This is a genomic window from Pseudoxanthomonas suwonensis 11-1 (assembly GCF_000185965.1).
Classification (GTDB): Bacteria; Pseudomonadota; Gammaproteobacteria; order Xanthomonadales; family Xanthomonadaceae; genus Pseudoxanthomonas; species Pseudoxanthomonas suwonensis_A.
The window spans coordinates 718,584-730,839 of the sequence record NC_014924.1; the positions used below are offsets into that span (position 1 = coordinate 718,584).

At 69.2% G+C, this 12,256-nt stretch carries 10 protein-coding genes; 7 read left to right on the forward strand and 3 right to left on the reverse strand.

Going from position 1 to position 12,256, the window contains the following annotated elements:
* Window positions 1–115: 115 nt before the first annotated feature.
* The 4 genes from PSESU_RS03200 (at window position 116) to lpxC (ending at window position 4,860) form a co-directional block, all read left to right on the forward strand.
* Window positions 116–889, forward strand: coding sequence for a cell division protein FtsQ/DivIB (locus PSESU_RS03200; RefSeq protein WP_013534329.1), 774 nt, complete (start codon window positions 116–118; stop codon window positions 887–889).
* Complete coding sequence (ftsA, locus tag PSESU_RS03205) at window positions 886–2,121, forward strand: cell division protein FtsA (protein ID WP_013534330.1); 1,236 nt, start codon at window positions 886–888, stop codon at window positions 2,119–2,121. The genes PSESU_RS03200 and ftsA overlap by 4 nt, the downstream gene beginning before the upstream one ends.
* A gap of 295 nt (window positions 2,122–2,416) precedes the next feature.
* Window positions 2,417–3,670: a cell division protein FtsZ gene (gene ftsZ, locus PSESU_RS03210; protein ID WP_013534331.1), complete on the forward strand. Its 1,254-nt coding sequence runs from the start codon at window positions 2,417–2,419 to the stop codon at window positions 3,668–3,670.
* 278 nt (window positions 3,671–3,948) lie between these two features.
* A complete protein-coding gene (gene lpxC, locus PSESU_RS03215) occupies window positions 3,949–4,860 on the forward strand; it encodes a UDP-3-O-acyl-N-acetylglucosamine deacetylase (protein WP_013534332.1) in 912 nt (303 codons plus the stop codon).
* Between the two features lie 289 nt (window positions 4,861–5,149).
* On the opposite strand, the gene PSESU_RS15845 is transcribed toward lpxC, so the two are convergent.
* Window positions 5,150–5,629 carry a DUF721 domain-containing protein gene (locus tag PSESU_RS15845; RefSeq protein WP_081459299.1) on the reverse strand — a complete coding sequence of 160 codons (480 nt, stop codon included), beginning with the start codon at window positions 5,627–5,629 and terminating at the stop codon, window positions 5,150–5,152.
* 9 nt (window positions 5,630–5,638) lie between these two features.
* Between PSESU_RS15845 and PSESU_RS03220 the strand changes: the two genes are divergently transcribed.
* The 3 genes from PSESU_RS03220 (at window position 5,639) to PSESU_RS03230 (ending at window position 10,638) form a co-directional block, all read left to right on the forward strand.
* Entirely contained in the window at window positions 5,639–6,580 is a 942-nt protein-coding gene (locus PSESU_RS03220) for a M23 family metallopeptidase (RefSeq protein WP_013534334.1), read from the forward strand.
* 216 nt (window positions 6,581–6,796) lie between these two features.
* Window positions 6,797–9,535: a preprotein translocase subunit SecA gene (secA, locus tag PSESU_RS03225; protein ID WP_013534335.1), complete on the forward strand. Its 2,739-nt coding sequence runs from the start codon at window positions 6,797–6,799 to the stop codon at window positions 9,533–9,535.
* A 143-nt stretch (window positions 9,536–9,678) separates the two neighbouring features.
* The gene (locus PSESU_RS03230) at window positions 9,679–10,638 is read left to right on the forward strand and encodes a Nudix family hydrolase (protein ID WP_013534336.1); all 960 of its coding nucleotides are present in this window, start codon (window positions 9,679–9,681) and stop codon (window positions 10,636–10,638) included.
* Window positions 10,639–10,682: 44 nt separating this feature from the next.
* On the opposite strand, the gene coaE is transcribed toward PSESU_RS03230, so the two are convergent.
* Window positions 10,683–11,306 (reverse strand): dephospho-CoA kinase, encoded by a 624-nt coding sequence (coaE, locus tag PSESU_RS03235; RefSeq protein WP_013534337.1) that lies wholly within the window; start codon window positions 11,304–11,306, stop codon window positions 10,683–10,685.
* A 73-nt stretch (window positions 11,307–11,379) separates the two neighbouring features.
* Window positions 11,380–12,243: a prepilin peptidase gene (locus PSESU_RS03240; protein WP_013534338.1), complete on the reverse strand. Its 864-nt coding sequence runs from the start codon at window positions 12,241–12,243 to the stop codon at window positions 11,380–11,382.
* Window positions 12,244–12,256: the final 13 nt, after the last annotated feature.

The following is a 12,256-nucleotide window of genomic DNA, read 5'->3' on the forward strand; positions in this document are numbered from 1 at the left end:
TGGAAGCGGCGTCGCGCCGTGCTGGCCGTCTGTCGGCCCGGCTTCGCGTGGCTGTTGCTTCTTCGAATCCCCAATCCCCAATCCCGAATCCCGCGGAAGACCGGAGGTCTTCCGCATGAACACCCTGCTGCGCATCTCGGCCTGGCTGCTGGCACTGGCGCTCGTCGCCCTGCCGGTGGTCGCCGTGCTCAATGGCTGGGTCGGCGCCGAGCGCTGGCCGCTGTCGCGCCTGCGCGTGACCGGCCAGTTCGAGCGGGTCGAGGCGGCGCAGCTGCGCGCGGCGGTGGCGCCGTATGCGCGCGCGGGCTATTTCGCGGTGAAGCTGGACGAGGCACAGCGCGCGGTCGAGCGCCTGCCGTGGGTGGAAAGCGCGCACGTCGGCAAGCAGTGGCCGGACGTGCTGGAAGTGAGCGTGGTCGAACACCGCCCGTTCGCGCACTGGGGCGAGGACCGCATGCTTTCCGAGCGCGGCCTGCTGTTCCCGCGCCCGGCCGACCTCGCCGGCGCGCGCCTGCCGCACCTGGATGGCCCGGACGCGCGCAGCGCCGACGTGGTCGAGCTGTACAACGAGTGCCAGGCGCTGTTCGCGCCGCTGGGCTACCACGTCACCTACATGGCCGTGGACGCGCGCGGCAGCTGGTCGCTGGCCCTGGACAACGGTACCGAGGTGCTCGTGGGCCGCGACGATGCGCGCGCCCGCCTGCAGCGCTTCGTGCGGGTGCTGCCGCAGCTGCTGGCCGCCCAGGCGCGGCCGCTGGACCGCGCCGACCTCCGCTACACCAACGGCTTCACCCTCGCTTGGGGGCAGCCGCGCACCTCTTCCAATCCTCCTGCGCTTCCGCGGCCACTGGCCGCGCGGACGCGGGCAGCACAGGCGAGCAGTACATGAACCGCAAAGGCGACAAGTCCCTCATCGTCGGCCTCGACATCGGCACCTCCAAGGTGGTGGCGCTGGTGGGCGAGTATTCGCCCGGCAACCCGATCGAGGTGATCGGCATCGGCTCGCACGAGTCGCGCGGCCTCAAGCGCGGCGTGGTGGTGGACATCGAGTCCACGGTGCAGTCGATCCAGCGGGCGGTCGAGGAGGCCGAGCTGATGGCCGGCTGCGAGATCCGCTCGGTGTACGCCTCGATCTCCGGCAACCACGTCCAGTGCAAGAACTCGCCGGGCATCGTCCCGATCCGCGAGGGCGAGGTCACCTGGCAGGACCTGGACCGGGTGCTGGACGCGGCCAAGGCGGTGGCGATCCCGGCCGACCAGCGCATCCTGCATGCGATCCCGCGCGAGTACGTGCTGGACGATTCGCAGGAAGGCATCCGCAACCCGGTCGGCATGACTGGCGTGCGCTTGGAGGTGCACGCGCATCTGGTGACCTGTGCGCAGTCGGCGGCGCAGAACATCAGCAAGTGCGTGCAGCGCTGCGGCCTGCAGGTGGACGACCTGATCCTGTCCTCGCTGGGCTCCTCGGTGGCGGTGCTGACCGCCGACGAGCGCGAGCTGGGCGTGGTCCTGGTCGACATGGGCGCCGGCACCACCGACATCGCGGTGTTCGTGCAGGGCGCGATCTGCCACACGGCTTCGCTGCCGATCGCCGGCGACCACGTCACCAACGACATCGCGCACATGCTGCGCACGCCGACCCCGGAAGCCGAGCAGATCAAGGTGCGCTACGGCTGCGCGCTGGCCCAGCTGGCCACCGCCGAGGAAAGCATCCAGGTGCCGTCGGTCGGCGACCGTCCGCCGCGGCGCATGCCGCGCGCCTCGCTGGCGCAGGCGGTGCAGGGCCGTTACGAGGAGATCTTCGAGATGGTCCAGGCCGAGCTGCGCCGCTCCGGCTTCGAGGAGCTGGTGCGTGCGGGCATGGTCCTGACCGGCGGCGCTTCGAAGATGGAAGGCGTCATCGAGCTGGCCGAGGAAATGCTGCAGATGCCGGTGCGCATCGGCATTCCGCAGCATGTCTCCGGCCTGGGCGAGGTGGTGGGCAACCCGGTGCACGCCACCGGCGTGGGCCTCCTGCTGATGGGCAGCCAGATCGAGCACCCGCGGCGGCCGTCGCTGCCCAGCGGCCGCGCCGGCAGCTTCCTGAAGAAGCTGCGCAACTGGTATCGCGGAGAGTTTTAAAGACCGGGATTCGGGATTGGTGATTCGTGATTCGTAGAAGCGCGGGTCGCCAGTTCAGGACGGAATCACGGCCAGATGGGTTGGAAGCAGGACGGAAAGAGCGGAAGGAAGCGGAAGGGAAGGAAGGCGAAGCAAGTGGCAGTAACGCACCCGGCGGGTCCGCAGGAAAACGGACGAGCCGGGCAGACAAAACAAAGAAGAGAACCCCGGAGAGGTGGTGGTGCTTCGTCGAATCACGAATGACGAATGACGAATCACCAGCAACCGATCACGGCTCCACCAGAGGACAACGGACATGGCATGCTTTGAACTGATCGAAAAGATGGCTCCCAACGCGGTGATCAAGGTCATCGGCGTGGGCGGCGGCGGCGGCAACGCGGTCGCGCACATGGTCAACAGCAGCGTTGACGGCGTTGAATTCATCATCGCCAACACCGACTCGCAGGCGATCAAGAACTGTGGCGCCAAGCTGCAGCTGCAGCTCGGCGGCAACGTCACCAAGGGCCTGGGCGCCGGCGCCAACCCGGAAGTGGGCCGCCAGGCCGCGCTCGAGGACCGCGAGCAGATCATCGCCGCGCTGGAAGGCGCGGACATGGTGTTCATCACCGCCGGCATGGGCGGTGGCACCGGCACCGGCGCCGCGCCGGTCGTGGCCCAGCTGGCCAAGGAAATGGGCATCCTGACCGTGGCCGTGGTCACCAAGCCGTTCCCGTTCGAGGGTCGCCGCCGCATGCAGGTCGCGCTCAAGGGCATCGAGGAGCTGAGCCAGCACTGCGACTCGCTGATCACCATCCCGAATGAAAAGCTGATCACCGTGCTCGGCCGCAACGCCACCATGGTGCAGGCCTTCCGCGCCGCCAACGACGTTCTGCAGGGCGCGGTGCAGGGCATCGCCGACCTGATCGTGCGCCCGGGCCTGATCAACGTCGACTTCGCCGACGTCCGCACCGTCATGTCCGAGATGGGCCTGGCGATGATGGGCACCGGCTCGGCCCGCGGCGACGACCGCGCCCAGGCCGCCGCCGAGGCCGCCATCCAGAACCCGCTGCTGGACGACGTCAACCTGGCCGGTGCCAACGGCATCCTGGTCAACATCACCGCCGGCCCGGACTTCACCATGGCCGAGTTCGACGAGATCGGCCGCTCGATCGAGGCCTTCGCATCCGAGGACGCGACCGTGGTGGTCGGCACCGTGCTGGATCCGGACATGCAGGACGAGGTCCGCGTGACCGTGGTCGCCACCGGCCTGAACCGCGCCGTGGCCCGCCAGCCGGTCCGCGACCGCGAGTTCGGCGGCCGCGACATGGGCATGCGCCAGGAAGCGCAGCGTCCGATGCGCGTGGTCCGTGACGGCACCACCGGCCTGCCGATCGACGACGGCTTCAACGCCGACCCGGTCGCCAACGCGGTAAACGTGCTGGGCCTGCGTCGTTCCGGTGCCGCCACCGGCGCCGCCTCGACCAGCGCCCCGGCTGCCGCCGCACCGGCCGCCGAGCTGCCGAGCGACTACCTGGACATCCCGGCGTTCCTGCGCCGCCAGGCCGACTGACGCAGCACCCCCGCGGGCGGAACGCCATGTCCGCCAGCGGGGCATGGCCTGGTGTCGCCATCCCTGTCGACGCCGGGTGCCGTATGTCCTCCTGCTGCCGGGCCGCAAGGCCCGGCAGGTTTTGCGCCACAGGCGCCCGGGAGGCTGCAGGAAACAGTGCCCGAACCCCCGCCGCCATTGCGCTGCAGGCGTTTTTGCTGGGGAAGGGTTCATGTGCCTGCGTGTTATTCTCGTCGCGGCAAGCGACAACCACCTCTTCGTCGCATCCTCCACAGTCCATGACCCGGCAGCGCACCCTCAAGACCACGATCCGCGCCACAGGCGTCGGCCTGCATAGCGGCAACAAGGTCTACATGACCCTGCGCCCGGCACCGGCCGACCACGGCATCGTGTTCCGCCGCACCGACCTGGACCCGGTGGTGGAAGTGCCTGCCGCGGCAGCGCTGGTCACCGAGACCACGCTCTGCACCGGCCTGACCTGCGGCGAAGCCAAGATCCAGACCGTCGAGCACCTGATGTCGGCCGCCGCCGGCCTGGGCATCGACAACATGATCGTGGAGCTGTCCTCGGCCGAGCTGCCGATCATGGACGGTTCCTCGGGTCCGTTCGTGTTCCTGCTGCAGTCCGCCGGCATCGAGGAGCAGGACGCGCCCAAGCACTTCATCCGGATCCTGCGCGAGATCGAGGTCCGCGACGGCGACAAGATCGCCCGCTTCAGCCCGTTTGACGGTTTCCGCCTGGATTTCACCATCCAGTTCGACCACCCGATGATCCCGGCCAAGCAGTCGCACCACCGGCTGGAGTTCTCCACCGCGGCGTACATCAAGGAAATCTCCCGCGCGCGCACGTTCGGCTTCATGCGCGACCTGGAGTACATGCGCGACCTCAACCTTGGACTCGGCGGCTCGATGGACAACGCCATCGTGCTGGACGAGTTCCGCGTGCTGAACGAGGACGGCCTGCGCTACGCCGATGAGTTCGTCCGCCACAAGATCCTCGATGCGATCGGCGACCTGTACCTGGTCGGCGGCCCGGTCCTGGGCGCCTACGAGGGCTACAAGTCCGGCCATGCGCTCAACAACAAGCTCGCCCGGGCCCTGCTGGCCGATGCCAGCGCCTGGGAAAAGGTGAGCTTCGAGGAAGCTGGCGCCCCGGCACCGCTGGCCTACGGCACCGCCGCACTGGCCTGAGCGCGCCCGCGCCGCCTCGCGGCCGGACTGTCATGGTTTTCCTGGATCCCTTGTGCCACAAGGGATTCCGCGTGCCTGCGCGCGGCCGCAGTTGCATCCCTGACGCCGTGTTCCTGCCGGCGGACAGCGATTTTTGCACCAATCCGGTGCATTTCACCCAGCCTCCCAAACCGTGAACCCGGCTTGGAAATCTTTTCTTCACTAACGGGATGTTAACGAATCACTAACGACGTGAGCGAAATGTGAGGCTAGGATGCCCCTCACCTGCTGACTGGTTGCGTTAACAACGTTATCGACGGCGGGGGGCGGTTCCCGGGAGGGGAGTACTTCCGGAGCCGTCGGGATTCCCCGGATGGGGATCCCGCAAGGATGCCAGTGCGTCGCTCACGGCTTTGAGGGCGGTCGCTGAAACCGGGGGGGACGTTGCCGGCGCCGAGGGCGCATGCAATGGCACGGTGGTCGTTTTGAGGATGACTGCGGTGGGGTTCAGGCCGACGGATCGGGCCGCATCGAGGAGTTCGGCTTCTGCCAGGCGCAAGCGCGCCCGCCAGACCGGCGAATCGGTGACAAAAACGAGTTGTCCGCCGGATACGTTGGCCAGCCTGCAGTGGGCTGCCGCACCGGGGGGCAGCAGGGGACGCAACTGCTGGTCCAGCGCATCGAGCCAGAGGGCACGACGCAGGGGAGCGCCAGTTTCACCCGCCAACGCGGCTTCGGCCGCTGGACGCGGAATGGTTGCCCTGCGGGCGTTGGGCTTCAAATCAGGCATACCTAAAGCATGAGCTACAAACTGATCGTAAGGAACCCGCTTTCGGGCCGACAGGCCGGGCTGTGGGGCCGCATCCAGGCCTGGGGCGTACAGCGCCCGGCCGCGCTGGCTGGCGTTCTGCTCGCCGCCGGTGGACTTGCCGGCTTCGGTGCCGGCGCCGGCATGGGCCTGGCCAACGCCTCCCAGACCGGTTCGGAACTGGCGCGCCACCAGCAGGAGCTGGAGCAGGTCCGTCGCCAGTCGCAGCAGGAAATCAACGCCCTGGCCGCGCGCCTGGGTGAACTCCAGGCCCAGGCCAACCGCCTCAACGCCCTCGGCGAGCGCCTCACCGAGGCCGGCCAGCTCGAGGACGGCGAGTTCGACTTCCAGGGATCGCCTGGCCAGGGTGGTGCGGAAGTCGCGCGTGACATGCCGAAGGAAGAGCTGGTCCAGGGCCTCGACGAGATCGAGCGCCAGTTTGCCGCCTCCGGACGTCAGCTCTCGGTGATGGAATCGCTGCTGTTCGACATGCAGCTGGAAGCCAACGCGGTGCCGTCGCGCTCGCCGGTGCGGCGTGCGTACATCACCTCCAGCTTCGGCCGTCGCGCCGATCCGTTCGGCCGCGGTGGCCAGTTCCACAAGGGCATCGACTTCAACGCCAACGTCGGCGACCCGGTGATGGCCGTGGCCGACGGCGTGGTCAGCTTCGCCGACAACCGCAGCGGTTACGGCAAGACCATCGAGATCGACCATGGCAACGGCTACGTCACCCGCTACGCGCACAACTCGCGCCTGGTGGTGAAGAGCGGCGACCTGGTCCGTGCCGGACAGGAAGTGGCCAAGGCCGGTTCCACCGGACGCTCGACCGGTGCCCACGTGCACTTCGAGGTCTGGGAGAACGGCGCCGTGGTCAACCCGCGCAAGTTCCTGGGCGACAACCGCGCCCCGGTCGCGCGCCGCAGCCGCGGCTGATCGACCCGAGGCCCTCGCCTGAGGCCCGCCCCGTCCAGGGGCGGGCCTTTTCGTTTGCGAAGGCAAGGTGATGGCCAACCGCCGGTCGGACGGGGTGTTGAGTTCGGCCGACGGCGTCCCAAGCTACAATGACCAATTGCCGTGGGCGGAGCGGATGCTCCTGCCCCGGGGCGCCGGGTTGGCGTCCACGGCGTTCCATTCCAACCGGCCTTTTCGATGATCAACAAACTGCTCACCCGTGTCTTCGGCAGCCGCAACGAACGGCTCCTGCGCCAGCTGGACCGCATCGTCGCCAGGATCAACGCCCTGGAACCGGAGATGCAGAAGCTCTCCGACGAAGAGCTGAAGGCCAGGACGCCGGAGTTCCAGAAGCGGATCGCCGACGGTGAGTCGCTGGACAAGATCCTGCCGGAGGCCTTCGCGGTCTGCCGCGAGGCCAGCAACCGCGTGCTGGGCATGCGCCACTACGACGTGCAGCTGATCGGCGGCATGGTCCTGCACATGGGCAAGATCGCCGAGATGCGCACCGGCGAGGGCAAGACCCTGGTCGGCACCCTGCCGGTGTACCTCAACGCCCTGGAAGGCAAGGGCGTGCACGTGATCACCGTCAACGACTACCTGGCCCGCCGCGACGCGGCCTGGATGGGCAGGCTCTACAACTGGCTGGGCCTGAGCGTGGGCGTGGTCTACCCGGGCATGCCGCACGCCGACAAGAAGGAGGCCTACGCGGCCGACATCACCTACGGCACCAACAACGAGTTCGGCTTCGACTACCTGCGCGACAACATGGCGCTGTCGAAGTCCGACCGCTTCCAGCGCGGCCTGCACTACGCGATCGTCGACGAGGTCGATTCGATCCTGATCGACGAGGCGCGCACTCCGCTGATCATCTCCGGCCCGGCCGACGAGTCGCCGGAGCTGTACATCCGGGTCAACCGGATCGTGCCGCAGCTCAAGCGCCAGGAAGTCGAGGACGGCATCGGCGACTACTGGGTCGACGAGAAGGGCAAGCAGGTGCACCTGTCCGAGGCGGGCATGGAGCACGCCGAAGAACTGCTGCGCCGCGCCGGCATCCTCGGCGAGGACGAGAGCCTGTACGGCGCCAACAACCTGTCGGTCGTGCACCACCTCAATGCCGCCCTGCGTGCGCACGCGCTGTTCCAGCGCGACGTGGACTACATCGTCCGCGACGGCGAGGTGGTGATCGTCGACGAGTTCACCGGCCGCACCCTGGCTGGCCGCCGCTGGTCCGACGGCCTGCACCAGGCGGTCGAGGCGAAGGAAGGTGTGCCGGTCCAGCGCGAGAACCAGACCCTGGCCAGCATCACCTTCCAGAACCTGTTCCGCATGTACAGGAAGCTGTCCGGCATGACCGGTACGGCTGACACCGAGGCCTACGAGTTCCAGAGCATCTACGGCCTGGAAGTGGTGGTGATCCCGACCCACCGGCCGATCCAGCGCGTGGACCATCCGGACCAGGTGTTCCTCAACCGCGAGGGCAAGTTCCGCGCGGTGCTGGCCGACATCCAGGACTGCCACAAGCGCGGCCAGCCGGTGCTGGTGGGCACGACCTCGATCGAGACCTCGGAGATGCTGTCCAACTTCCTGCGCGAGTCGGGAGTTGCGCACGAGGTGCTCAACGCCAAGCAGCACGAGCGCGAGGCGCAGATCGTCGCCCACGCCGGTCGTCCGGGTGCGGTGACCATCGCCACCAACATGGCCGGCCGCGGTACCGACATCGTGCTGGGCGGCTCGCTGGAGTCCGAGCTGCAGGAACTGGGCGAGGAAGCCGGCGACGCCGAGAAGGAGCGGGTGCGTGCCGCGTGGCGCGAGCGCCACGAGGCGGTCAAGGCCGCCGGGGGCCTGCACATCATCGGCACCGAGCGGCACGAGAGCCGCCGCATCGACAACCAGCTGCGTGGCCGTTCCGGCCGCCAGGGCGACCCGGGCTCGTCCCGCTTCTACCTGTCGCTGGAAGACAACCTCATGCGCATCTTCGCCTCCGACTGGGTGCAGAAGGCGATGCGCATGATGGGCATGAAGGAAGACGACGTCATCGAGGACCGGCTGGTTACCCGCCAGATCGAGAAGGCGCAGCGCAAGGTCGAGGCCCACAACTTCGACATCCGCAAGAACCTGCTGGACTTCGACGACGTCAACAACGACCAGCGCAAGGTGATCTACGCCCAGCGCGACGAGCTGCTGGAAGCCGAGTCGGTCAAGGAGAACATCGACGGCATCCTCGGCGACGTGGTCAACGAACTGGTCACCCGCTTCGTCCCGCCGGAGTCGGTGGACGAGCAGTGGGACCTGCCGGGCCTGGAGGTCGCGCTGGAATCCGAGCTGGGCCTGCGCCTGGACCTGCAGGGCCTGTCCAAGGCCAGCGAGGAGCTGGATGCCGAGGGCATCGAGCGCCACGTGCAGGAGGCGGCGGTCGCCCTGTTCGAGGAGAAGGAGAAGCAGCTCGGCGGGGAGACCATGCGCGCGCTGGAGAAGCACATCATGCTGACCGTGCTCGACCAGAGCTGGAAGGAACACCTGGCGCGCATGGACTACCTGCGCCAGGGCATCCACCTGCGCGGCTATGCGCAGAAGCAGCCGAAGCAGGAGTACAAGAAGGAAGCCTTCGAGCTGTTCTCGGAGATGCTGGACAACGTCAAGCGCCAGGTGATCAGCCTGCTGGCGCGGGTCCGCATCCGCAGCGAGGAGGAGGTCGCCGCGCTGGAAGCCCAGGAGCGTGCCCAGGCCGAGGCCAAGCTGCGCGCGGCGCAGTTCCAGCACGCCGACAACGGCGGGTACGGCACCGAGGACGAGGTCGCCGGCATCATCGGCGCCCAGGCTCCGGCCGGCCCGGCGCCCAGCATCGTGCGCGAGGAGCCGAAGGTCGGCCGCAACGATCCCTGCCCCTGCGGCAGCGGCAAGAAGTACAAGCACTGCCACGGCCAGCTCGGCTGAGCCCAGGCAGGCATCCGGCCCCGGCGCCGGTCGAGGACGCCCCCGCAAGGGGGCGTTCGCGTTTCCGGGCTCCCGAAAGCCAGGGGTGCGGCCGGCGCTTTCAGGCGATACCAGTGGCGCCCATGCCCGGTTAAGCTTCCTCCATGGAAGCACCGTTGCGATCGATCCACGTCGTGGCCGGCGTCATCACCGACGTCCGCGGCCGCATCCTGCTCACCCAGCGCGGCAAGGACAGCGACCTGGCGGGGCTCTGGGAATTCCCCGGCGGCAAGCGCGAGCCGGGCGAGAGCTCGCAGGCCGCGCTGGCGCGCGAGCTGGAGGAGGAACTGGGAATCGAGGTCGAGGTCGGCGACCGCCTGGTCGAGGTGCCCCAGCACTACCCGAGCAAGCGGCTGCGGCTGGAGGTGTTCCGGATCGCGCGCTGGAAGGGCTCGCCGCGAGGCCGCGAAGGCCAGGCCATGACCTGGGTCGAACCTGACCGCCTGCTGCGCTACTCGATGCCCTCGGCGGACCTGCCGGTGGTCGGCGTGCTGCGCCAGCCGGGGCTCTACCTGGTCACGCCGGCACCCGGCACGGACCTGCAGGCCTGGCTGGGCGCGCTGGACGCGGCGCTGGAGTCCGGCGTCAGCCGGGTCCAGCTGCGTGCGCCTGGAATGGAGGGCGCGCGCTGGCGCGAGCTGGCCGGCCTTGTCCTGCCGCGCTGCCGCGACGCCGGGGCCGAGCTGCTGCTCAACCGCGACATCGCCCTGGCCCGCGAGCTCGGAACCGGCGTGCACCTGGGCAGCGAGCAGCTCGGCGCGCTCGCGGAGCGGCCGCTATCACCCGGGCTGCCGGTGGGCGCGTCCTGCCACACCCTGGACGAGCTGAAGGCCGCCGAGGCCTTGGGCTGCGATTTCGCCGTGCTCGGCCCGGTGCAGGCCACGGCCACCCATCCCGGGGCCGCGCCGCTGGGATGGGAAGGGTTCGCCGAGCTGCGCCAGCACGTGGGCCTGCCGATCTACGCGATCGGCGGCCTGGGTCCCGAAGACGTGGACGCCGCACGCCTCCAGGGCGCGCAGGGCATCGCCGCGATCCGGGGACTGTGGAGCCGGGTCGCCGCCTGAGGGCCGGGCAGGGCAGTGCGCTGCGGCGCTGGGCCGGGGACGATCTAGCCCGGGCGGTGGGCCGCGGCCAGCGCGATGTAGTCGGCGTGCAGCTGCGCCACCATCGCGTCCAGGTGCGAAGGATCGCCGTCGTTGGCCACCACGTCGTCGGCGATCGCCAGGCGTTCCGCGCGCGAGGCCTGGGCCTCGATCATCCGCCGGGCCAGCTGGTCGTCCGTACCATCGCGGCGGACCAGGCGGGCGTGCTGGATGGCTTCGGGAGCATCGACCACCAGGATCCGGTCCAGCCAGGGATAGCCCGCGCGCCCGCCCGCCTCGGCCAGCAGCGGAACCGCCGCGATCGCATAGGGGCCCGGGGCCTCGCGGCACTGGCGTTCCAGCGAGGCGCGGATGGCCGGATGGGTGATCGCCTCCAGAGCCTGGCGCGCTGCGGGGTCGGCGAAGATACGCTCGCGCAGCTGGCGCCGGTCGAGCTGCCCGTCGGCCTGCAGGACCCCGGCCCCGAACTCGCGCACGATCGCTGCCAGGGCCGGCTGGCCGGGGGCCACCACTTCGCGTGCGACCACGTCGGCATCGGCCACGTGCACGCCCAGCGCCTCGAAGCGCCGGGTCAGCTCGCTCTTGCCGGAGGCCACGCCGCCGGTCAGGCCGATGATCAGGTTGCTCATGCGGACATGGGGATGCGGGGACGTGGTGGCGGCAGGGGGGGGGGTAGCTTCCCGATCCCCCGCGGGGCCGGGCTCAGCCGAGCCCGGCGTAGCTCCTGTAGGCGCCGAGCAGCGAGTCGCCCCAGAAGAAGAAGATCCAGCCGGCGATCGCCAGGTACGGGCCGAACGGGATCGGCGTCGCGCGGTCGCGGCCCTTGTAGGCCAGCCACACGCTGCCGATGACCGCGCCGACCACCGAGGACAGCAGGATGATCGGCAGGATGCCCTTCAGGCCGCACCAGGCGCCCAGCGCCGCCAGCAGCTTGAAGTCGCCATGGCCCATGCCTTCCTTGCCGGTGAGCTGCTTGAACAGCCACCACACGCTCCACAGCGAGACGTAGCCGGCCACCGCGCCGAGCAGGGCCGGCTTGGCCGGCATGTACAGATTGTCGAGGCTGGCGATCAGGCCCAGCCACATCAGTGGCAAGGTGAGCTGGTCGGGCAGCAGCCGGGTGCGCAGGTCGATCCCGGACAGCGCTACCAGGTACCAGGTCAGCAGCATCGCGCCGAAGCCCTGCCAGCCGAAGCCGAAGCGCCAGGCGCAGGCCACGGTGAGCAGGCCGGTCAGCAGTTCAACCAGCGGGTACTGGATCGAGATGCGCTGGCCGCTGTAGCGGGATCGGCCGCGCAGCATCAGCCAGCTCAGGACCGGGATGTTCTCCCACCACTTGAGCCGGTCACCGGTGACCGGGTCGTGCGACGGCTCCACGACCACGCCCGGCGGGGGCGGGTCGTAGATCTCGGGCTCGCCGAGCACCTCGCGCGCGTCGCGCTTCCATTCCCACTCCAGCCGACGCGGCAGGCGCAGGATCACCACGTTTAGGAAGCTGCCGACCGCCAGCCCCACGCCGGCAATGAGCGGATAACCCAGGAGGGGCTGTTGGTCCAGGAACGCCATGTTGCGGATTGTG